The sequence below is a fragment of the Croceibacterium soli genome, from assembly GCF_009828065.1.
Classification (GTDB): Bacteria; Pseudomonadota; Alphaproteobacteria; order Sphingomonadales; family Sphingomonadaceae; genus Croceibacterium_B; species Croceibacterium_B soli.
Map to the genome: position 1 here is coordinate 37,207 of NZ_WTYK01000011.1, position 20,381 is coordinate 57,587.

21 protein-coding genes are annotated in these 20,381 nt (G+C 67.2%); 11 read left to right on the forward strand and 10 right to left on the reverse strand.

The genetic code is table 11. The annotated features are described in order from the left end of the window. Positions 1-130 precede the first annotated feature (130 nt). Together hemW and GRI75_RS14195 are read left to right on the forward strand one after the other, a co-directional pair. Positions 131-1,282 (forward strand): radical SAM family heme chaperone HemW, encoded by a 1,152-nt coding sequence (gene hemW, locus GRI75_RS14190; RefSeq protein ID WP_160747662.1) that lies wholly within the window; start codon positions 131-133, stop codon positions 1,280-1,282. After that, entirely contained in the window at positions 1,279-2,175 is an 897-nt protein-coding gene (locus GRI75_RS14195) for a tyrosine recombinase XerC (protein ID WP_160747663.1), read from the forward strand. Before hemW ends, GRI75_RS14195 begins: the two co-directional genes overlap by 4 nt. On the opposite strand, the gene GRI75_RS14200 is transcribed toward GRI75_RS14195, so the two are convergent. From GRI75_RS14200 to rsmI, 4 genes are all read right to left on the reverse strand, one after another. Further along, positions 2,172-2,783 carry a DedA family protein gene (locus GRI75_RS14200; RefSeq protein WP_160747664.1) on the reverse strand — a complete coding sequence of 204 codons (612 nt, stop codon included), beginning with the start codon at positions 2,781-2,783 and terminating at the stop codon, positions 2,172-2,174. The two genes, GRI75_RS14195 and GRI75_RS14200, sit on opposite strands and share 4 nt — an antisense overlap. 106 nt (positions 2,784-2,889) lie before the next feature. Next, entirely contained in the window at positions 2,890-3,837 is a 948-nt protein-coding gene (gshB, locus tag GRI75_RS14205; protein WP_160747665.1) for a glutathione synthase, read from the reverse strand. Positions 3,838-3,970: 133 nt separating this feature from the next. Next, positions 3,971-4,321: a YraN family protein gene (locus tag GRI75_RS14210; RefSeq protein ID WP_160747666.1), complete on the reverse strand. Its 351-nt coding sequence runs from the start codon at positions 4,319-4,321 to the stop codon at positions 3,971-3,973. Next, entirely contained in the window at positions 4,318-5,172 is an 855-nt protein-coding gene (gene rsmI / locus GRI75_RS14215; protein ID WP_328597995.1) for a 16S rRNA (cytidine(1402)-2'-O)-methyltransferase, read from the reverse strand. The genes GRI75_RS14210 and rsmI overlap by 4 nt, the downstream gene beginning before the upstream one ends. 39 nt (positions 5,173-5,211) lie before the next feature. On the opposite strand from rsmI, the gene GRI75_RS14220 reads away from it, so the two are divergent. The 3 genes from GRI75_RS14220 to GRI75_RS14230 all read left to right on the forward strand — a co-directional run bounded on the left by GRI75_RS14220 (position 5,212) and on the right by GRI75_RS14230 (position 8,977). Next, on the forward strand, positions 5,212-6,363 hold the full coding sequence (locus GRI75_RS14220; RefSeq protein WP_160747667.1) for a penicillin-binding protein activator: 1,152 nt from the start codon (positions 5,212-5,214) through the stop codon (positions 6,361-6,363). Between the two features lie 206 nt (positions 6,364-6,569). Then, a complete protein-coding gene (parE, locus tag GRI75_RS14225; protein WP_160747668.1) occupies positions 6,570-8,546 on the forward strand; it encodes a DNA topoisomerase IV subunit B in 1,977 nt (658 codons plus the stop codon). Between the two features lie 17 nt (positions 8,547-8,563). Then, complete coding sequence (locus GRI75_RS14230) at positions 8,564-8,977, forward strand: GFA family protein (protein ID WP_160747669.1); 414 nt, start codon at positions 8,564-8,566, stop codon at positions 8,975-8,977. A gap of 4 nt (positions 8,978-8,981) precedes the next feature. On the opposite strand, the gene GRI75_RS14235 is transcribed toward GRI75_RS14230, so the two are convergent. From GRI75_RS14235 to GRI75_RS14250, 4 genes are all read right to left on the reverse strand, one after another. Next, positions 8,982-9,203, reverse strand: coding sequence for a hypothetical protein (locus tag GRI75_RS14235; protein ID WP_160747670.1), 222 nt, complete (start codon positions 9,201-9,203; stop codon positions 8,982-8,984). Positions 9,204-9,375: 172 nt separating this feature from the next. Continuing rightward, positions 9,376-10,653 carry a glycosyltransferase family 87 protein gene (locus tag GRI75_RS14240; protein ID WP_235911677.1) on the reverse strand — a complete coding sequence of 426 codons (1,278 nt, stop codon included), beginning with the start codon at positions 10,651-10,653 and terminating at the stop codon, positions 9,376-9,378. Between the two features lie 28 nt (positions 10,654-10,681). Next, positions 10,682-12,082: a methyl-accepting chemotaxis protein gene (locus GRI75_RS14245; protein ID WP_160747671.1), complete on the reverse strand. Its 1,401-nt coding sequence runs from the start codon at positions 12,080-12,082 to the stop codon at positions 10,682-10,684. A 93-nt stretch (positions 12,083-12,175) separates the two neighbouring features. After that, positions 12,176-12,922, reverse strand: a complete 747-nt coding sequence (locus GRI75_RS14250) for a glutathione S-transferase family protein (RefSeq protein WP_160747672.1) — start codon at positions 12,920-12,922, stop codon at positions 12,176-12,178. 128 nt (positions 12,923-13,050) lie between these two features. Here GRI75_RS14250 and GRI75_RS14255 point away from each other — a divergent pair, with 128 nt between their 5' ends. Beyond that, complete coding sequence (locus tag GRI75_RS14255) at positions 13,051-13,365, forward strand: hypothetical protein (protein WP_160747673.1); 315 nt, start codon at positions 13,051-13,053, stop codon at positions 13,363-13,365. A 9-nt stretch (positions 13,366-13,374) separates the two neighbouring features. On the opposite strand, the gene GRI75_RS14260 is transcribed toward GRI75_RS14255, so the two are convergent. Both GRI75_RS14260 and GRI75_RS14265 read right to left on the reverse strand, forming a co-directional pair. Then, the gene (locus GRI75_RS14260; protein ID WP_160747674.1) at positions 13,375-14,574 is read right to left on the reverse strand and encodes an exo-beta-N-acetylmuramidase NamZ family protein; all 1,200 of its coding nucleotides are present in this window, start codon (positions 14,572-14,574) and stop codon (positions 13,375-13,377) included. Positions 14,575-14,587: 13 nt separating this feature from the next. Continuing rightward, on the reverse strand, positions 14,588-15,124 hold the full coding sequence (locus GRI75_RS14265; RefSeq protein WP_160747675.1) for a DOMON-like domain-containing protein: 537 nt from the start codon (positions 15,122-15,124) through the stop codon (positions 14,588-14,590). A gap of 45 nt (positions 15,125-15,169) precedes the next feature. Between GRI75_RS14265 and tyrS the strand changes: the two genes are divergently transcribed. The 5 genes from tyrS (at position 15,170) to GRI75_RS14290 (ending at position 20,125) form a co-directional block, all read left to right on the forward strand. After that, positions 15,170-16,402 (forward strand): tyrosine--tRNA ligase, encoded by a 1,233-nt coding sequence (gene tyrS, locus GRI75_RS14270; protein ID WP_160747676.1) that lies wholly within the window; start codon positions 15,170-15,172, stop codon positions 16,400-16,402. Positions 16,403-16,483: 81 nt separating this feature from the next. Next, the gene (locus GRI75_RS14275) at positions 16,484-16,819 is read left to right on the forward strand and encodes a PilZ domain-containing protein (RefSeq protein ID WP_160747677.1); all 336 of its coding nucleotides are present in this window, start codon (positions 16,484-16,486) and stop codon (positions 16,817-16,819) included. Positions 16,820-17,054: 235 nt separating this feature from the next. Beyond that, positions 17,055-18,347 carry an MFS transporter gene (locus GRI75_RS14280; RefSeq protein WP_407925150.1) on the forward strand — a complete coding sequence of 431 codons (1,293 nt, stop codon included), beginning with the start codon at positions 17,055-17,057 and terminating at the stop codon, positions 18,345-18,347. Continuing rightward, positions 18,344-19,264 (forward strand): cysteine synthase A, encoded by a 921-nt coding sequence (cysK, locus tag GRI75_RS14285; RefSeq protein ID WP_160747679.1) that lies wholly within the window; start codon positions 18,344-18,346, stop codon positions 19,262-19,264. Before GRI75_RS14280 ends, cysK begins: the two co-directional genes overlap by 4 nt. A 162-nt stretch (positions 19,265-19,426) precedes the next feature. Next, on the forward strand, positions 19,427-20,125 hold the full coding sequence (locus GRI75_RS14290; protein ID WP_160747680.1) for a dienelactone hydrolase family protein: 699 nt from the start codon (positions 19,427-19,429) through the stop codon (positions 20,123-20,125). Positions 20,126-20,381 lie beyond the last annotated feature (256 nt).

Below are 20,381 nucleotides of genomic sequence, written 5' to 3' on the forward strand. Positions count from 1 at the left end.
GTTCACCCCTCCGGCGTAGCCACCCCCACCCCGTTCGTCCTGAGCTTGTCGAAGGACGCGAGGCGCGCGCTGTGCTCCGCTCAGGCAAGACCTTGACTTCCGCCCGCTAACACCGACTGAAAGAGCCATCGTGGCGCGCGCTCTCTACATCCATTGGCCCTTCTGCCTGGCGAAATGCCCGTATTGCGATTTCAACTCGCACGTGCGGAACGGCGTCGACGTGGAGCTGTGGCGCAACATGCTGCTGGCGGACATGCGGCATGAGGCGGAGCTTGCCGGCAGCGAGCCGCTCGATTCTGTGTTCTTCGGTGGCGGAACCCCCTCGCTAATGCCGCCCGTGCTGGTCGGCGCACTGTTGGAAGAGGCCGAACGGCTGTGGAGCTTCGCTCCGGGGATCGAGATCACCCTGGAAGCCAATCCCTCCTCCGTAGAGGCGGCGAACTTCGCGGCGCTTGCCGGCGCCGGGGTCAACCGCGTCTCGCTAGGCGTACAGTCGCTCGATGACGAGGTCCTGCGGTTCCTGGGGCGATTGCACAATGGGCAGGAAGCGCTGTCGGCGCTCGACACCGCGCAATCGGCTTTCCGCCGGGTCAGCTTCGACCTGATCTATGCCCGACCCGGTCAGACCTTGGAGCAATGGGAAGGCGAACTGCGCCGGGCGCTGGGCTTCGGCACCGAGCACCTTTCGCTCTACCAGTTGACCATCGAGGCGGGCACCCGCTTCGCCACCGAGGTGCGGCAAGGCGCCTTCGTTCCGCTGGACGATGACCCGGCGGCCGACCTGTTCGCCCTCACCCGCGAGCTGACCGAAGCCGCCGGCCTGCCCGCCTACGAAGTCAGCAACCACGCCCGCCCGGGCGAGGAGAGCCGCCACAACCTGACCTACTGGCGCTATCGCGATTACGTGGGGATCGGACCGGGCGCGCACGGGCGGCGCGACGGTATGGCGACGCTGCGGCACAAGAAGCCGGAGAACTGGCTGGATGCGGTCGCTGATACCGGTAACGGCCTCAAGGAAGAGCGAAGCCTCGGCACGGCCGAGCAAGCCAGCGAGGCGCTGCTGATGGGGCTGCGCCTCGCCGAAGGCGTCGATCTCACAGGCTTGTCGCAGCGCTTCGGGATCGGGCGGGAGGCTCTGGTGCACCCGCCCAAGCTGGCGTTCTACGAGAGCATCGGGCTCGCCTGGCGCAGGGGCGACCTGGTCGGCATCACGCCGCAAGGCATGCCGCTGCTCGACGCCCTGCTCGGCGAGCTCGTTCCGGCGGATCTGGTTGCGGCATGAGCAAGGCGGACCTGCTCGAGCAATGGCACGGCCATCTCGCGCAGTCCCGCCGCCGCTCCCCCCACACCGTCCGCGCCTATTGCGCCGCCGCGGGCCGGCTGATCGAGCGCACCGCTGCGCAAGACTGGCGCGAGATCGCCGAACTCGATGCGGCGGCCTTGCGCGGGCACCTCGCTGCACGGCGCGCCGACGGCCTCGGGAATGTCTCGACCGCGCGCGAGCTGTCGGCGCTGAAAGGCTTCATCGCGTTCGCCCGCGAGCAAGTCGGACAGGCCGAGGCCACGGCCCCGCGCCTACGCGGCCCGCGCATCAAGAAGGGCTTGCCGCGCCCGGTAACGCCTGACGACGCCGCGAACCTCGCCGACGAAGTCGCCGCCCTCGCCGCCGACGAATGGATCGGCGCCCGCGATCGCGCCGTGCTGCTGCTGATGTACGGCGCCGGCCTGCGCATCGCCGAGGCGCTGTCGCTCACCGCCGCCGACCTGCCCCTCGGCGAAACGCTCAACGTCACCGGCAAAGGCGGCAAGCAACGCGTCGTGCCGCTGCTTCCCGTGGTGCGCGAAGCCGTGGCCGATTACGCAAGGCGCTGCCCCTGGCCGATGGCGGGCAAGGACCTGCTGTTTAGGGGCGCCAAGGGCGGTCCGCTAGGACAGGGAATGGTGCAGAAGGTCATGGCCCGCGCACGCGTCGGGCTTGGCCTGCCGGCCACCGCGACCCCGCACGCCTTGCGGCACAGCTTCGCCACCCACCTGCTCGGCGCGGGCGCGGACTTGCGCAGCCTGCAGGAGCTGCTCGGCCATGCCAGCCTCGGCTCGACGCAGATCTACACCAAAGTCGATGCGGCCGTACTGCTCGATATTTACCGCAAGGCGCACCCGCACGAGCGCGGCTAGTCGCCTGCGCGGACCCGCGGCTTCCAGGTGAGCAGCCGCCAGATGTAACCCGCCAGCGCCAGCCCTACGAGCCCGAGGATTATCCAGCCGATCACGGCTTCGGACTCATCGAGGTAAGTTGCCAACCATTTGCCGCCCAGGATCAGCAGCACGTTCCAGATCGCACTGCCCGCGAACGTGAAGACCAGGAAACGCCACACGCTCATGTGGGCCAGCCCGGCGGGTAGCGAGATGATCGTGCGCAGGAACGGGGAGAAGCGCAGGAAGAACACCACCCACTGGCCGTGGCTGCGGAAGAACCGGCTAGCCTGCTCGATATGCTCCCAGTCGAGCGTCAGCCAGCGACCCCAGCGGGCGATGAACGGCGCCAGCCGGCGATAGCTCCAGCGGTCGCCGATCCAGAACCAGACGTAGTTGCCCGCGGTGGAGCCGATCGTGCCGGCCACCAGCAGCGGCCAGAACTCCATCGTCCCGCGGGCGACCAGCACGCCGCCGATGCCCATGATCACTTCGGACGGAATCGGCGGGAAGATGTTCTCGATCGCCATCAGCAGCGCGATCCCGAGGTATCCGCCCCGCGCGATGGTCTCGATGATCAGTTCGTGCATGCGGCAAGAACCTCGTCATCCCGGACTTGATCCGGGATCGCCGGCATCTGGCGTCGAAGTTGGCGGCCAGCGATCCCGGCTTTCGCCGGGATGACGAGACAGGGGATCAAAGCCGTGCCTCGATTGCATCCCAGATGCGCCCCGGCGTGTCGGTCCCGTTGAACTTGTCGATCGCCACGATGCCGGTTGGGCTGGTGACGTTGATCTCGGTCAGCCACTTGCCGCCGATCACGTCGATGCCCACGAAGATCAGCCCGCGCTTCTTCAGCTCCGGCCCCATCGCGGCGCAGATTTCCTCCTCGCGCGCGGTGAGCTGGGTCGCCTCCGCGAAACCGCCCTGAGCCAGATTGGAACGGAACTCCCCCTTGCCCGGCTTGCGGTTAATCGCGCCGGCATATTCACCGTCGACCAGCACGATACGCTTGTCGCCCTCGGCGACTTCAGGGAGGAACGGCTGGACCATGTGCGGCTCGGGCCAGGTCTGGTTGAACATTTCGATCAGGGCCGAGAGGTTGTCGCCGGTTTCCGGCACGCGGAATATCGCCTTGCCGCCGTTGCCGTGGATCGGCTTGACCACGACCGCGCCGTGTCGGTCCATGAACGCGCGCACGTCCGCGATGCTGCGGGTGACCAGCGTCGGCGGCATGAACTTGCGGAAGTCGAGCACGAAGACCTTCTCCGGCGCGCCCCGCACGCTGGCCGGATCGTTGACCACCAGCGTCTCGTGCTGGATGCGCTCGAGCAGGTGCGTTGCAGTGATGTAGCCCATGTCGAACGGCGGATCTTGCCGCATCAGCACGACGTCGATTTCTCGCCCGAGATCGATCCGGCGCGCTTCGCCCTTCTCGAAGTGCTCGCCCTGCACCGGCTTCACCCGCACCGGCGCCCCCAGGGCGGTGAGGCGGTCGTTCTCGTCCAGGGTCAGGCTGCCGACGTCGTAGTGGAACAGCTCGTGCCCCCGCGCCTGCGCCGACAGCATCAGCGCGAAGCTCGAGTCGCCCGTGATGTTGATGCTTTCGATCGGGTCCATCTGGACTGCGACGCGTAGATTCACTCGATCCCTCCAAGATTGCGTCAGGCTCGTGGTTCGACAGGCTCACCACGAACGGCGAAGGTGGCGCTCGTCCACCCTAACCCGTTCGCCCTGAGCTTGTCGAAGGGCGCTGGCGCGACCTTCGCCTCCGAACTCAGGGCTGCCAGGCGTTGACGATGTGGCGCGGCCAGCGGCCCGGCGCAAGGAGCAGCACGTCGATCCGCGGATTGTCTCCGCCGCGCACGAACCGGTGCGCCACTGCCTCGGCGGCGCTGGCAACGCGGCGCAGGCGGTAGTCGTCGATCGAGAGATCGCGGTGGGCGGCCGTGGCGCGCCACTTCACCTCGACGAACGCCACGGTCCTGCCGCGCCGCGCGACGAGGTCGATCTCGCCGCGCGGGGTCTTCACCCGGCGCGCGACGATGCGCCAGCCCTGGAGGCGCAGCCACAGGGCGGCCAGGCCCTCGCCCTTCCGACCGCGCCGTTCGGCCGCGGCGCGGTTCACGAAGCCTTGAGCTCCATCGCCCGGGCGTAAAGCGCCTTGCGGTCGAGACCCGTGGCCCGCGCGACGCTGGCCGCTGCATGGGACGCTTTCTGCGTCATCAGGGCTTCCAGCAGCAGCCGGTCGGCGTCGCCCGGATCGGCAGCCTTCTCCGGCGCAGGACCGATCAGCAGGACAATTTCACCCCTCGGCGGATGAGCTTCGTAGTGGGCGATCAGCTCCTGCGGCGAGCCGGTGCGACATTCCTCGTAGAGCTTGGTCAGTTCCCGCGCCACGGCGACCTCTCGGCCGGGCAGGACCTTGTGGATCGCCGCCAGCGCCTTGGTCAGCCGCGGCGCGGTTTCGAAGAACACCAGCGTGGCGCGAACCTCGGCCAGTTCCTCCAGCGTCTCCTCCCGCGCCTTTTCCTTGGAGGGCAGGAAGCCGGCGAACAAGAAGCGGTCGTTCGGCAGGCCCGACAGCGTCAGGGCGAGCACCGGAGCGCTCGGCCCCGGCAGGCTGGTGACCGGCACGCCCGCCGCCCGGGCTTCCCGCACCAGGCGGTAACCGGGATCGGAGACCAGCGGCGTGCCGGCGTCGCTGACGAGCGCCACCGCCTTGGTCCGCATCGCTTCCAGCAGCCGCGTGCGGTCTTCCGCCGACGCATGATCGTCGTATCGCCACAAGGGCTTGCTCACGCCCAGGTGACGCAGCAGCTTGACCGTGACGCGGGTGTCCTCGCAGGCGATCGCGTCGCATCGCTTCAGCACGTCGGCTGCCCGCACGGTCATGTCAGCGAGATTGCCAATCGGCGTCGCGACAATATAGAGACCGGCATTCAACGGTTCGGGTTCAGGGTCGCGCAGTTCGCTCACCCGGGCGCTTGTGAACCAACAGCAGCGGGAGCGGCAAGCATGTTCGGCAAATGGAAACGCCAATTCGGGGTGGCGGCGCTCAGCCTGGGCCTCGCCGCCTGTCAGGCGGTTCCCGGCGGACGCCAGGGCCCGGCGACGCCTCCGGCTCCCACTCCGACACCGACCCAGTCTGGCTTGCCGGAAGACGAAGCGCGTCACCGGGTGGCCCTGCTCGTGCCGCTGTCCGGCCCGAACGGCGCCGTCGGCCAGTCGATCGCCAACGCGACGACGATGGCCCTGCTCGACACCAACGCCGGCAACTTGCGCATCACCACATACGATACCGCGACCGGCGCCGGCTCCGCCGCGGCACGTGCGCTGAGCGACGGCAACAAGCTGATCCTCGGCCCGCTGCTCGGCGGCGATGTCGCGCCCGTGCTGGCGCAGGCGCGCCCGGCGGACGTGCCCCTGATCAGCTTCTCGAACGACACTTCGGTCGCTGCGAACGACGTGTTCGTGATGGGCGTGATGCCCGAGCAATCGATCGCCCGCAGCGTCGACCACGCGGTATCCAAAGGGGCCACCCGTTTCGCCGCGATCGTGCCCAACGGGGAATACGGCCGCCGCGCCGAAGCGGCGCTGCGCAGCCGCGTCAGCGGGCGCGGCGGCGTGCTCGTCGGGACCGAGCGCTATGACCGGGGCAACACCTCCATCGTCAGCGCGGCGGAGCGGCTCCGTTCGCGTGGCGGCTTCGACACCGTCCTGATCGCCGACGGCGCGCGGCTTTCCGCGATGGCTGCCGGCGAGATCAAGGAAGGAGGCTCCGCCTCGCCGCGGATCCTCGGCACCGAGCTGTGGAGCGGCGAGGACGAGATCGCCCGCTCCGCCGCGCTGCGGGGCGCATGGTTCTCGGCCGTGTCCGACGCGCGCTACCGCCAGTTCGTCACCAGCTACCAGAAGCGCTTCGGGGCGCAGCCTTACCGCATCGCCACGCTGGGGTACGACGCCGTGCTCCTGGCGCTCCGCGTCGCCCGCGACTGGCGGCCAGGACGCAACTTCCCGACGGCGCAGCTGCTCGACGACGGCGGCTTCCTGGGCCTCGACGGTCCGTTCCGCTTCCGGCGCGGCGGCATGGCCGAACGGGCGATGGAAGTGCGCCAGGTGGGCAACGGCACCGTCACCGTGGTCGACCCCGCGCCGGCGCGGTTCTGAGCAGCCCGGACGTTCGTTCCCCCCTCTCCTCCCGTTCGCCCTGAGCTTGTCGAAGGGCTGTCCTTCCTTCCTGCGCGGCGCAGAAGAAAAGCGGTCCTTCGACAAGCTCAGGACGAACGGAGGTTGAGGCGGGCGGATGGGGCCGTGGCGGATAACGCGCGTCCTCCGCTTGAGTCTGCTCGGACCCGCGCCCTATAGCCGAGGCCATGTCAGAAGACCTGTTCGACAAGCTGCCGCAGGGCGGCGGTGATTACGACGCTTCCTCGATCGAGGTGCTGGAGGGGCTCGAGCCGGTCCGGCGGCGCCCGGGCATGTACATCGGCGGCACGGACGAGCGGGCCCTGCACCATCTCGCCGCCGAAGTGCTCGACAACGCGATGGATGAAGCGGTGGCCGGGCACGCCAACCGAATCGAAGTGACGCTGGAGGAAGGCAACCGCCTGACCATCAGCGACAACGGCCGCGGCATCCCGGTGGACGAGCATCCCAAATTCCCCGGCAAGTCGAGCCTCGAGGTCATCCTCACCACGCTCCACTCGGGCGGCAAGTTCTCCGGCAAGGCCTATGCCACCAGCGGCGGCCTGCACGGCGTCGGCGTATCGGTGGTCAATGCGCTGTCATCCCACACCCGGGTCGAGGTGGCGAAGAACAAGGAAGTCTTCGCGCAGGAGTTCTCCAAGGGCGTTGCGACCGGCAAGTTGAAGAAGATCGGCGACACGCCCAACCGGCGCGGCACGACCGTCTCCTTCACACCGGACGAGGAGATCTTCGGCGATCGCCAGTTCAAGCCGGCGCGCCTGTTCAAGCTCGCCCGCTCCAAGGCTTACCTTTATGCCGGCGTCGAGATCCGCTGGAAGTGCGCACCGGCGCTCGCCAGCGAGGATGTGCCGCAAGAGGCGGTGTTCCAGTTCCCCGGCGGTCTTGCCGACCATCTGGCGGAGCAGGTGGCCGAGCGCGAGTGCGTGACCAGCCAGTTCTTCGCCGGGCGGCAGGATTTTCCCGATGATCAGGGCCGCGTCGAATGGGCCGTGGCCTGGCCGCTGTGGTCGGACGGCGCCTATTCCTGGTACTGCAACACCGTGCCCACTCCCGATGGCGGCACGCACGAACAGGGCATGCGCGCCGCGCTCACCAAAGGCATTCGCGCCTTCGGCGAACTCACCGGGCAAAAGAAGGCCAAGGACATCTCCGCCGACGACATCGTCACCGGCTCGGAGATCATGCTCTCGGTCTTCATCCGCGAGCCGCAGTTCCAGAGCCAGACCAAGGACCGCCTCACTTCGCCCGAGGCCGCCCGCCTAGTCGAGAACGCCGTGCGCGACCACTTCGACCACTTCCTGTCCGACAACATGGAACGCGGCCGGGCCCTGCTTGGCGCGGTCATGGAGCGGATGGACGAGCGGCTCCGCCGCAAGGCGGAGCGCGAGGTCAAGCGCAAGACCGCCACGAACGCCAAGAAGCTGCGCCTGCCGGGCAAGCTCACCGACTGCTCCGGCGAAGGCAGCGGCGAGACCGAGCTGTTCATCGTCGAAGGGGACAGCGCCGGCGGCAGCGCCAAGCAGGCGCGTGATCGCAAGACCCAGGCAATCCTGCCGATCCGCGGCAAGATACTCAACGTCGCTTCCGCCACGGCGGACAAGATCCGCGCGAACAGCGAGATCGCGGACCTGACCCTGGCGCTGGGCTGTGGGATCCGCAAGGACTGCGACCCGGGCAACTTGCGCTACGACCGCATCGTCATCATGACCGACGCCGACGTCGACGGCGCGCATATTGCAACGCTGCTGATGACGTTCTTTTTCCAGGAGATGGCCGAGCTGGTGAAGCGCGGGCACTTATTCCTGGCCCAGCCCCCGCTCTACCGCCTGACCGCCGGCAAGGAGAGCCTCTACGCCCGCGATGACGCCCACCGGGCGGAACTGGAAGCGACCGTGTTCAAGGGGAAGAAAGTCGAGGTCAGCCGTTTCAAGGGCCTTGGCGAGATGAACCCGCAGCAGCTTCGCGAAACGACGATGGACCCGAAGACCCGCAGCCTGATCCGCATCACCTTGCCGCCGGAGCATGAGCAGCGGCATGCGGTGAAGGAACTGGTCGACCAGCTTATGGGCCGTAACCCGGAGCACCGCTTCAACTTCATCCAGAACCGCGCCGGTGAACTGGACCGCGATCTGATCGACGCCTGACGGGAAGGGGACGCGACATGCAGGGACGGTGCAATTGCGGCGCGGTGAGCGCGAGCTTCGCGAACGGCCCGGTGCAGACGCGCCAATGCTGGTGCCGGCAGTGCCAGAAGGCTGCGGCGGGCGGGCCGACCCATAACGCGATGTTCCAAACGGCGGATGTCACCCTCACCGGAGACGTCGCCCGGTGGAGTTATCTCGCGCTAAGCGGCAATACGCTGACCCAATCGTTCTGCTCGGCCTGCGGCACGCCGGTCTACGCCCAAAGCTCGGCGCGGCCGCAGTTCATGACCTTCCGCCTGGGTTTCCTCGACGAGCCCCACGGCCTCGCGCCCGAGATGGCGATCTGGACTTCGGAGAAACCGGCCTGGGCGAAGATCGATCCGGACCTTTCGAGCTATCCCGGACAGCCGCCCGCGCCTGCAACGCGCTGACGGCCTAGTGCGCCTGCTGCGGCGTGTGGTGCTTCTCCAGCTCGTGAGCAGCAAAGCGCTCAGTCAGGTAAGCGACCAGGCCGCCCGCGGCGGTCATCGCCATCTGCCGCTTGTCGGGGCTGCCGATCATCTTGAGCAGCTTCCTGATGTCCTTGCGGGTGCCCTTGGACAGCTTGAAGCCCATGATCTTCTTCGGCACTTCGATCTTGCCGCTCTTCTTGCCCATCGCGCATCTCCTTGCGAGCGGACAACGCAGCGGAACCGGCGAAGTTTCGCCTTCGCCGAGACGGTTCAGCCGAAGCTGTAGGCAAGCTCCAGATCGCCCCAGCGGCGGCCGCAGTGGTCCTCCGCGACTGTGGAGAGATCGGACGAAGGGCTCAGGGCTCCTTCTTCTCTCGTCATGCCGAACTCGGTTCAGCATCCAACCGGGCGCCGGAACGAATTCTGGGTGACGGTGCAGGACTACGGTCGTTGCTCTCGTCCAGGGCTCGCCGCGTGATCACGATGAAGAAGGCTGCCAGCACGAGCGGCATGATCGGTATGCTGAAGCTCATGGCCAGAGGCCGGGCGAAAGCGGCAGCGATGAACGCCCCGGCAGCGATCAGTTTTTCCCATCGGCGAAAACCCGATCCGGTCAGCCAGATCAAAGGGAAGGCCAGGAGCACCAGATCGTAGTCGAACACGAACGGTGTCGCCAGCGGCGCTCCGGCAAGCATCGCCGCTCCCAAAGCCGGAGAGAAAGACTTACGCCAGGCCGCCCGGCACAGCGCACCGGTGACCGCGAGGCTGACCAGCCCCTGGACGGTATAAGCGAACTGAGGCGAAGCGCCGAGCAGCATGGCGGCGGCAAACGGGCTTTGCATCTTCCCGAAGCCGATGAGTCCCCCTGTCATCGCCGCCTGTGCCGTTTCGCTGACGGCTATCCAGTCGAGCCAGACCGCGGGGTCGAAAGCGGCTGTCGCGGCCAAGCCAAGCAGTACTGCCGTGACCGCCGCGGCCGCGATCACACGCCATTCGCCGGTTACCAGCAGAACCAGCGGAATGAGGATCCCAAGCTGCGGCTTGATCGTCGCCAGGCCGAAGCAGATGCCCGCCAGCAAGGGATGGGCCCTGGCCAGCAGAACGCCAAGGCCGAGCAAGGCGGCGACAAGGAACGACGTCTGACCATGGGTCACCGTGATGACGACCGGCGGAAAAGCGGCAAGGATGAGCAAGGCGGACCATCGAATGCCCGATCGCCGAAGCCAAAGTCGCACTGTCGCAAAGTACACCGCGCCAGTCGCAAGCAACCAGACTGCCAGAGCCGGGAAATAGGGAAGGAAGCCCAGCAGATAGCAAATCAGCAGGAACGGTGGCGGGTAGAAAAAGGCCGTGTGCGCTCCCTCTTGCACGAAAAAGGCCTGTTGCGCCGCGAAATGTGCCGCAGGATCATAGATGTTCTCCTGCACCTGCAGCATTCCGCCGGTCGTCCAGAAGCTCAGGAAATCGCTACCGAGCAGCAAGCCGTGGCGATCGATGCCCCCATTAGACGTCCCGGTGAGCAACACGATAGATGCAAGGTTCAGCAGCGCCAGCAGCCATAAGTAGCCACGCGCCCGCCGAGGCCCCAGCCAATCTGCATCCCGGAAGAACCCAACCCCCATCACAGAGTGTCGCCCCTTTTTCCAACTGCGCATCTCCTTGTCCGGAGAACGTAGCGGCCGCTCAGCCGAAGCTGTAGGCAAGCTCCAGATCGCCCCAGCGGCGGCCGCCGATCGTGAGCGGAACATAGACGCTGCGCACTACGCGGTAGCTGCGCCCGTCCCCTTCCTGGCGGTAGACCGCCATCATGTAAGGCTCCTGGCTCTGCTTGGCCTTGCGGTCGATGGCCGAGAGGATGATCCGCCCGTTGCGGCAGAACTCGGTGTCGTGAACTCTGTCGCCGGTCGGGTCGCGGGAAAATTCCGAGAGGTGCGCCGGCAGGTGGCCATTCATGTCCGTGCAGATGGCGGCCATGATCTGCTTGTCCGATGCGGCGATCCGGTCGAGCACGGGGCGCCAGTTGCGATCGGCCCAGGGCATCAGCCGGGTGGCGAAGCGCTTCGGATCGCTGCCCGGAATCTCGCGGTAGTCACGGTCGAACAGCTCGCTTTCGGTCAGCCCGCCCTTGTCCAGCGCCGTCTCGGTGAGCCCGGCGATCTCCTTCGCAGCCGCCTGCGCACGCTCGACCATCAGGCTGTCGGCCGGTGACAGGCCCGCTTTCACGATGTTGTCGAACATCACGTTGGCGGTCATTTCCAGTTGCCCCATGCGCGCGTGGGCGACTTCGAGCTTGCCTTCGTTCTCGACCGCCGCCGCGTCGAAGTCGGCGAGTACCCCGCGCACCCGGTCGACATGGACGCCTACGCCGCCGGTGGTGCGGGCGATCAGTGCGTTTTGGCGATCGACCTCCTCGACCAGTGAGATGACTCCGTGCATCGTCTCCTCGATGCTGGCGATGGAGGCGCGCGCCTCCCCGCTCGCCTCCGCTCCGGCTTCGATCCGCGAGACGACCTGCTCGGCTTCCGCGCCCAGTGCGTCGACCGTGCGCGAGATTTCCTCGGTCGCCTTGCGCGTGTCGTTGGCCAAGTTCTTCACTTCGGCGGCGACGACCGCGAACGTCCTGCCGGCATCGCCTGCCCGGCGCGCCTCGATCATCGCGTTGAAGGCCAGGATGTTGGTGGTGTCGGCGATCTGCCCGATATCCTGAGAGGTCCGGCGGACCTGCTCCATCGCCGCGGCGAAGCCGGTGACGTGCTGAGTCAGCGTGTCGACCAGCGCCACGAGCTCGCCGATCTGACCGAGCGAGGAGCGGATCAGGTCCGTGCCGCGTCCGAGCCGATCGACGGCCTTCTGCGACAGCATGCGCGCTTCGTCGGATGCGTCGGTGACCTGGCGCTGCTCCGCCTCGAGCGCGGCGACGGTGGCGCGCAGCTCGGCGTGCTCGGCACGGAGCCGTTCGGACGAATGGCCGACTGCCTCGACGATTCCGGCGACGTCGGAACAGCCGACGGTCACCTCCCCGCAATGGCGGGGGATTGCGTTGATGCCGGCGGCGCGCTCCGCCTGGACGATCTCATGCTTCATGGAGACTCTCACCAACGACCCTGATTGTGGCGCCGGTGATAACAAGGGTTGGTAAGCGAAGCCTTAACCGGCCCTGGCACTGCCCCCCCGGGGTCAACCGGCCCTTGCCGGCTCGAACCGTTCACGCGGGACTTGGGCGAACATGGCCTTGGCTGCGGGCCGATCGTTGATCCGCTGGATCCAGCGCAGCAGGTGCGGCGTGTCGCTTTCGTTCACCAGTTCCGGGAAGCCCTTCTCCATGCCGTTGGCTATGGCGAAGTTGCAGATGTCGGCCAGCGAGTAGGCCCCGCCGGCAAGCCATTCCCGGTCAGCCAGGCGCTCGTCGAGCCGGCGCACGGATACCCCGATCTTGCGCATCTCCTCGTCGAGAATGTCCTGCGGGAAGCCTTCCCGCGCGCGCCGCCACTTCACCTGCTGCTCGGGGATCGGGATCGCCTTCAGCTTCTCTTCGAACTCGGCGTCGGAGAGGTGCTTGACCATGTTGCCGATGTGGCGGTGCCAGCCGACGGTGGAGACACACCAGCAGAAGTACTCGTCGACCCATTTGGTCCACACGCGCATCTCTGCGCGCTCCCACGGGTCATCCGGCCGTAGGCTGAGCGCGGTCGGGTGTGCATCTTCGAGATATTCGCAGATCACGGTGGATTCGGTGACGATCCTGCCGCCGTCGTCCAGTGCCGGCACCTGCCCACGCGGGTTGATCGCCTTGAACCAGTGCGAGTGATGTTCGAACTTGGCCGGTTCGAGCCGCCTGTGCTCGAACGCCAGCCCTTTCTCGTACAGTGTGAGCAAGGGCTTCAGCGAATTGGCGCCGGGTCCGAAGCTGTAGAGCGTGAGCATTGTTCTCTCCCAAAGACTTGCCTCGAAACTAGGGAGCGCCGGGGCGCGAGAGCAAGCGTGAATGCGCTTGGGCAGAGTTGGACTGGCGTGCTCCGCGTGATATCATCCGCCAGGCAAGGAGAGATCCCATGCGTCTGGTTCTCGCGCTGCTTGCGCCGCTCGCCACGGCCGCCACCTCACCCGAACAGGGCGCCCCGCCCCCTGGCGCGGAGGAGCGGGAGCCGACGGAGAACTGTCGCGGCCGGATCGAACGCGTTCGCCAGGAGCGCGGTCTGCCGCAGCTTCGGCGCGATAGCGCCTCCCCGGAAGAGCCGCTGCTGATCGCTGCGGTCGACAAGCGGATCGATGGCTGTGCAGTCCTGGTGATGCGCCACGACGCGGGCGACATCCGCCCCCTGCCCCCGTTCCAGGATGGTCCGGCGCGGCGGATGCCGGCACGCTGACCCTCGGCTTCAGTAAAGCAGCAGGTCCGCCACTTCCTCTTGCCAGCGCATTTCGTGCGGCGCAGCCAGGGATTCCAGGTCGTCCGGCTCGGCGGCGGGATCGTCGACCCACTGGCGCAAGCCCGGGCCGCCATTGATCACGTCGATGGCGAGGCGTTCGAACTCGTATTCGTAAGGGAAGTCGCGCCAGATTTCATAGTCCGGGTAGAGCCTGCGGATCGCCTTGAAGGCCAGCGCCTGGAGCCGCCAGGGGCGGAAGGCCTCGTGCTGGTAGAACGGACCTTCAGCGTGAATCATCAAGGCGTTGCACAGTGTCCCTGCGTGCTTGTGGAAGGTCGGCATGAACCAGCATTCGCGCAAGGCGCAGCCGCCGAGCCAGGCCGGCGCGAGGCGGTCCATCTCCGCTTGCACGGCGCGGGCGTCGATATCGGGCGCTCCGAACAGCACTTCCAGCGGCCGAGTAGTGCCCCGCCCCTCGCTCAGGGTCGCGCCTTCGATCATGACGGTGCCGGCATAGGCGCGGGCCATGTTGAGGTTCGCGGCATTGGGGCTGGGATTGATCCAGATGCGGCTCTCGGGCCAGCCGAAGCCGGGGCCCGCTTCCGGCAGCCAGTCGTGCATCTCGACAACCCGGTAATCGACATCCAGGCCGAAGTGCCGGACGAACCACTGGCCCATCTCGCCCATCGTCAGCCCGTGCCGCATGGGCATCGGGCCGGCGCCGACGAAGCTCTCCTGCCCCGGCAGGAGCAGCGTGCCTTCCACCGGCCGGCCCGCTGGATTGGGCCGGTCGAGCACCCACACGCTCTTGCCGTGCTCGTCCGCCGCCTGCAGCAGGTAGAGCAGCGTGGTGACGAACGTGTAGATCCGGCAGCCGAGGTCCTGCAGGTCGAACAGGAACACATCGGCGGTGTCCATCATCGCGGCGGTGGGGCGCCGGACCTCGCCGTAGAGGCTGAACACCGGGATGCCGTAGCGCGGATCCGTCTCGTCCGCGGTTTCGACCATGTTGTCCTGCTTGTCGCCCTTCAGCCCGTGCTGCGGGCCGAAGGCGCTGGTCACGTTTATGCCGGCGGCGATCAGCGCGTCGAGCGAATGGGTGAGGTCCAGGGTGACTGAGGCCGGATGGGCGACCAGCGACACGCGCTTGCCCTCGAATTCCTTCCTCAGTTCCGGCTCTGCCAGCAGGCGGTCTATTCCGAATTTCATGGCCGTTCCCGTTTCACCGTTCGCCCGCTGAGGCAAGCGGTATGCGGAAGCAAGCCGGATCGTGGAAATCGGGCTTGAGGCCCGGATGCTCCAGCGCCCAGTAGGACGGGCGGTCCTCGGTCTCCTCGATCACGGCCGCCAGCGCGGCGCTCTGGGCTCCTTCGAGCTCGCGCTGGTGGAGGAACACCGTCTGCACGAACACGGTATTGCCGCTCTCGTGCGCGATCTCCGGTGTCTGGCTCGGATCGAGGTTCGCATCGACGTTGCGATATCCCGAGAAGCCATAGGCCGCCCACTGCCCGCTGGGGGAGAAGTTGTATTCGCGGTAGCGCCCCTCGCCGTCATACAGGAACAGTTCGAAGCAGGTGGTCTTCCACAAGTCTTCGCCCCGCCCCCTGCCGCGGTAGGCAGGCACGACCAGCTGCTCGCAGCCGTCCAGCCGGTAGCGCAGCATCAGCCGCTTGTCGGGCAGTTCCATCCAGCGCACGCTGATGGAGCGTACCCGCGCCGGCTGGAAGCTCGGGTGGGGCTTCAGTTCGAACGTTTGCAAGGAAGGACCCTCGTGCTAGGCGCCCCGCCACAACAAGAGAGCGCCATGAGCCAGTACCAGTCCGATCTCCTGCGCCTGCTCGACGAGCGGGGCTATATTCATCAAATGACCGACGCGTCGGCGCTCGACGCGCTGGCGCAAAGCCAAGTGATTCCTGGCTATATCGGCTTCGATCCCACCGCGCCATCGCTGCATGTCGGCGGGCTTGTGCAGATCATGCTCCTGCGCCGGCTGCAGCAGGCCGGCCACAAGCCGATCGTGCTGATGGGCGGCGGCACCGGGAAAATCGGCGATCCGAGCTTCAAGGACGAGGCGCGCCGTTTGCTGACGGTCGAGACCATCGCCGAGAATGTCGCCTCTATTCGGAAGGTATTCGACCGTTTCCTGACGTTCGGCGATGGTCCGACCGATGCAATCATGCTCGATAATGCCGAATGGCTCGACCGGCTCGAGTACATCCCCTTTCTGCGCGAGGTGGGACAGCATTTTTCGGTCAACCGCATGCTCAGCTTCGATTCGGTGAAGCAGCGGCTGGACCGGGAGCAGTCGCTCTCGTTCCTCGAGTTCAACTACATGATCCTGCAGGCCTACGACTTCCGCGAGCTGTCGCAGCGCTATGCCTGCCGCTTGCAGATGGGCGGATCGGACCAGTGGGGCAACATCGTCAACGGCGTCGAGCTGGCCAGGCGGATGGACGGCGCCGAGGTGTTCGGCGTAACCACCCCGCTGCTGACCACCGCCGACGGCACCAAGATGGGCAAGACCGTCGCCGGCGCGGTGTGGCTGAACGAGGACATACTGCCGGCGTGGGACTTCTGGCAGTACTGGCGCAATGTCGACGACCGCGACGTGGGCCGGTTCATGCGCCTGTTCACCGACCTTCCGCTGGACGAGATCGCCCGGCTGGAGGCGCTCCAGGGCAGCGAGATCAACGAGGCGAAGATCGTCCTGGCGAACGAAGTGACCAGGCTGGTCCGCGGCGAGGAAGCGGCCCGTGCCGCCGAATCCACTGCCGCGCAGACGTTCGCCGGCGGCGGGCTTGGCGAGGAGCTTCCCGTGCTCCTGGTTCCGGCGGAGGGCATTCGCCTGGGCGCGGCATGCACGGAGATCGGCTTCACGGCGTCCAACGGCGAAGCCAAGCGCAAGATCGCCGAAGGCGCGGTGCGGATCGACGACGTGCCGCAGACCGATCCGGGACACCTGATCCAGCTCGTGGCGGGGGAGGAGCGCAAGCTCAGCCTTGGCCGCAAGCGCCACGGGATTTTGCGTGCCGCCTGAGGCCCGCGCCTTTACTCTTTCTCCAGCATTTGGTGTCACAAGCTCCTCGCAATTCAGCACCAACGCGGGGACTTGGACAGTATGAGCGGAGCGCAGCTTTCCGTCACCGATCAGCGCCGGGCGACGCGGCATCCGGTCGACTACCCGGTCATCGGCGAACACCGCACGCGCGGCGACTTGCCCATGCACCTCGCCAACATTTCCGCGCACGGCTTCATGATCGACGCTGCGCCGGAGCTCGCCCGCGGCGACCGCGTGGTCGTGCGCCTGCCGGTGATCGGCCGGATCGAAGCCTACTGCATCTGGATCGCCGACGAGCGGGCCGGCTTCCAGTTCGAGCGCATCATCCGGCTCGACGATTTCGACTCCATGATCGAAGCGCTCCAGCCCAACCCCCGTCTGCGCGGCCGGGGTTGAGGGCAGCGCGCTGCCTCCACCACCCCCAACCCCCTCCTCTGAAGAGGAGGGGGCTTTTGGCCCGCCATCACCCCTCCTCTTCAGAGGAGGGGCAGCGAGACTTGGTGAGCCGAAGGCGAACCTAGTCGCAGCGGGGTGGTGCTGCGGCGTGCGCGAACCCCAAAATCTCCGTGTCTCCGCGTGAAGATTTATCTGGTTGGCAGCACCCGCCGCGCCTGCCATTTGCCGGGGCGTGATAGAGCCCACTTCGCCCCTCCAGATCGCCGCCTACCGGCGCTTCTGGATGGCGCGCTTCCTCGCTGTGTTCTCCACCCTCTCGATGGTGGTGCTGATCGGTTACCAGGTCTACGACGTAGCCCGCGCCGATTACGGCATGGGCCGGCGCGACGCGGCGTTCATGCTCGGCCTGCTCGGCGCGGCCCAGTTCATCCCCCTGTTCCTGCTGACCCCGCTCGCGGGCGTCGCCGCAGACCGCTTCGACCGGCGCATGGTGGTGCTGTTCGCCAACACCATCGACGCGGCGGTCGCGCTGGCCCTGGCGTTCGCCACCTGGGCCGACGCGCTGACCCTGCCGCTGTTGTTCGCCCTTGCTGCCGGACATGGCGCGGCCCGCGTGTTCAACGGCCCGGCGTTGTCGGCCATCGCGCCCAACATCGTCCCGCCCAGCCTGCTGCCGAAAGCCATCGCGCTCAGCTCGATCGCCTGGCAAGTGGGCACGGTGATCGGGCCGGCCGCGGGCGGGCTGCTGTTCGCCTGGTCGCCCTCGGCGCCTTACTTCCTTTCGGCGGCCCTGCTGATCGGTTCCGGCCTGCTGATCGCCACGATCCCGCCGATCCGCGCGAAGCACGAAGGGCCGGCGGTCCATCCGCTGCGCCAGATGATCGAAGGCTTCCAGTTCGTCACCCGCGAGCGCTTCCTGCTCGGCTGCATCACGCTGGACCTTTTCGCCGTTCTGCTCGGCGGGGCGACCGCGATGCTGCCGGTGTTCGCCCGCGACATCCTGCAGGTCGGACCCGAAGGACTCGGGCTGATGCGCGGCGCCCCGGCCGCCGGCGCCGCCTTGGTAGCCATTTGGCTGGCCTGGCGCCCGTTCGAGCAGAACGTGGGCGAGAAGATGCTCTGGGCCGTGGTCGTGTTCGGCGCGGCCACGCTCGCGTTCGCCCTGTCGCGCGATTTCCTCCTCTCGCTCGCGCTTCTGGCCGTGCTGGGCGCGGCGGACATGATCTCGGTGTTCGTCCGCACCAGTCTCGTCCAGCTCAACACGCCGGATAACAAGCGGGGCCGGGTGTCGGCGATCTCCGGCCTGGCCATCTCCGCCTCGAACGAACTCGGCGAACTGCGCGCCGGGATGTTCGCCGCGGTGATGGGCGCGACAGCCGCGGTTGCAGTAGGCGGCGCGGGTGCGATATTGGTTACCGCACTCTGGGCCTGGATCTTTCCCGAGTTGCGCCGGGCGAGGACTTTCGCCCCCAAGTACCTGCACGACGAGAAGCCGCACGAAAACACCGCCAAGGAGCCCGCATCATGAAGGCCGAAAACGTTCTCGCCACCATCGGCAACACGCCGCACATCCGCCTGGCCCGCATGTTCCCCGACCACGAAGTCTGGGTGAAGAGCGAGCGGAGCAATCCCGGCGGGTCGATCAAGGACCGCATCGCCCTCGCCATGGTCGAGGCGGCGGAGCGTGACGGCAGCCTGCAGCCCGGCGGCACGATCATCGAGCCGACCAGCGGCAACACCGGCATCGGCTTGGCGATGGTCGCCGCCGTGAAGGGCTACAAGCTGGTGCTGGTGATGCCCGAATCGATGTCGGTCGAGCGCCGCCGGCTGATGCTGGCCTATGGCGCCACGTTCGACCTGACGCCGAAAGAGAAAGGCATGAAGGGCGCGCTCGAACGCGCAGCCGAACTGGTCCAGCAGACCCAGGGCGCCTGGATGCCGCAGCAGTTCGACAACCCCGCCAATGTCGAGATCCACGCCCGCACCACGGCGCAAGAGATCCTGGCGGACTTCGCCGACGCGCCGCCGGCCGTGCTGATCACCGGCGTAGGCACGGGCGGCCACATCACCGCCTGCGCCGAAGTGCTGAAGAAGCAATGGCTGGAACTGAAGGCCTATGCCGTCGAGCCGACGCTTTCGCCGGTCATCTCCGGCGGCCAGCCCGGCCCGCACCCGATCCAGGGAATCGGCGCCGGTTTCATCCCCACCAACCTCCACACGCAGTCGATCGACGGCGCGATCCAGGTCGATCCCGAGGATGCGCGCGAGATGGCCCGCCGCTGCGCGCGCGAGGAAGGTATCCTGGTCGGCATCTCCAGCGGCGCGACGCTGGCAGCGATCCAGCAGAAGCTCGGCGAGCTCGGCTCCGGCACCCGCGTGCTCGGCTTCAACTACGACACCGGCGAACGCTACCTCTCGGTGCCGGACTTCCTGCCGACGGAATAAGCCTCACCGCGAACGGAGTGGGACCTTCCCCCGCCCGGTTCGTCCTGAGCCTGTCGAAGCACGGGAGCGCAGTGCCAGCGTGGTTCGACAAGCTTACCACGAACGGTGCTGGGGGCGGACCTGGCCTGGATTGCCCGGTGATCATGTTTCAGAGGGTGCGGAATGACGCTGGAATCGCTCGACTACTACGACAACGAGGTCCTGCTGAGGGCGCAGGTTGCGCGCCCAGCGGGCGCTCCGCGGGCGGCGGTGCTCGTGTTCCCGACGATCATGAATCCCACCGCGGCCGTCGAGAACAAGGCGAGCTCGCTTGCTGAAGCGGGGTACCTCGCGCTGATCGCGGACTTCTACGGCAAGCAGCCGGCGAGCTTCGACGAAGCCCGCGCCCGTGCGGCCGAGATCCGCCCGGACCCGCTCGCCTACCGCCGCCGCTTGCGCGCTGCTCTCCGGGCGCTGGCGTCCTTGCCGGAGGCGCAGGGACTGCCGCTCGCGGCGATCGGCTTCTGCATGGGCGGACAGGCGGCGCTCGAGCTCGCGCGCGACGGTGCTCCGTTCGAGGCCGTGGTCAGCTTCCACGGGCTGCTCGGCACCGACCTGCCCGCCGAGCCGGGCAACGTCACCGCCCGCATCCTGGTCTGCCACGGCGATGCCGATCCAATGGTGCCGCGCAGCCAGGTCATCGCCTTCTGGGAGGAGATGGACCGCGCCGGGGCCGACTGGCACTTCCATTCCTACAGCGGCGTCCGGCACGGCTTCACCAACCCCGCCCCGACCGACAATCCCGCCACCGTCTACGACGCCAGCGCCGACAGGCAGAGCTGGGCCGCCATGCACGCGTTGTTCGACGAGGTGTTTGCCTAGGCGACGGTTCGCCCCCTCCCCCGTCAAGCTGAACTCGTTTCAGCATCCATCGTGCCTCCAGGCGCAGGTTCGCGCGGGTGGAGGAATGGGCCCTGAAACGAGTTCAGGGTGACGAGAGAGGGTGGAGGCGGGGTTAGCAAAGGTTGCGGCTGGCCTATTTCCCCGTCATGCTGAACTCGTTTCAGCATCCATGGTGCCTCTTGGCGCAGGTCCGTGCGGGTGGAGGGATGGGCCCTGAAACAAGTTCAGGGTGACG

Bases quoted from the DNA above. Each gene is read 5' to 3' on its own strand.
- GRI75_RS14195 (WP_160747663.1), top strand. From the start codon at position 1,279: ATGAGCAAGGCGGACCTGCTCGAGCAATGGCACGGCCATCTCGCGCAG.
- GRI75_RS14235 (WP_160747670.1), bottom strand. From the start codon at position 9,203: ATGGGCAAGAAGAGCGGCAAGATCGAAGTGCCGAAGAAGATCATGGGC.
- GRI75_RS14290 (WP_160747680.1), top strand. From the start codon at position 19,427: ATGACGCTGGAATCGCTCGACTACTACGACAACGAGGTCCTGCTGAGG.
- GRI75_RS14250 (WP_160747672.1), bottom strand. From the start codon at position 12,922: ATGCTCACGCTCTACAGCTTCGGACCCGGCGCCAATTCGCTGAAGCCC.
- GRI75_RS14255 (WP_160747673.1), top strand. From the start codon at position 13,051: ATGCGTCTGGTTCTCGCGCTGCTTGCGCCGCTCGCCACGGCCGCCACC.
- GRI75_RS14245 (WP_160747671.1), bottom strand. From the start codon at position 12,082: ATGAAGCATGAGATCGTCCAGGCGGAGCGCGCCGCCGGCATCAACGCA.
- cysK (WP_160747679.1), top strand. From the start codon at position 18,344: ATGAAGGCCGAAAACGTTCTCGCCACCATCGGCAACACGCCGCACATC.
- GRI75_RS14240 (WP_235911677.1), bottom strand. From the start codon at position 10,653: ATGCGCAGTTGGAAAAAGGGGCGACACTCTGTGATGGGGGTTGGGTTC.
- GRI75_RS14260 (WP_160747674.1), bottom strand. From the start codon at position 14,574: ATGAAATTCGGAATAGACCGCCTGCTGGCAGAGCCGGAACTGAGGAAG.
- GRI75_RS14220 (WP_160747667.1), top strand. From the start codon at position 5,212: ATGTTCGGCAAATGGAAACGCCAATTCGGGGTGGCGGCGCTCAGCCTG.
- parE (WP_160747668.1), top strand. From the start codon at position 6,570: ATGTCAGAAGACCTGTTCGACAAGCTGCCGCAGGGCGGCGGTGATTAC.
- GRI75_RS14230 (WP_160747669.1), top strand. From the start codon at position 8,564: ATGCAGGGACGGTGCAATTGCGGCGCGGTGAGCGCGAGCTTCGCGAAC.
- GRI75_RS14200 (WP_160747664.1), bottom strand. From the start codon at position 2,783: ATGCACGAACTGATCATCGAGACCATCGCGCGGGGCGGATACCTCGGG.
- GRI75_RS14275 (WP_160747677.1), top strand. From the start codon at position 16,484: ATGAGCGGAGCGCAGCTTTCCGTCACCGATCAGCGCCGGGCGACGCGG.
- tyrS (WP_160747676.1), top strand. From the start codon at position 15,170: ATGAGCCAGTACCAGTCCGATCTCCTGCGCCTGCTCGACGAGCGGGGC.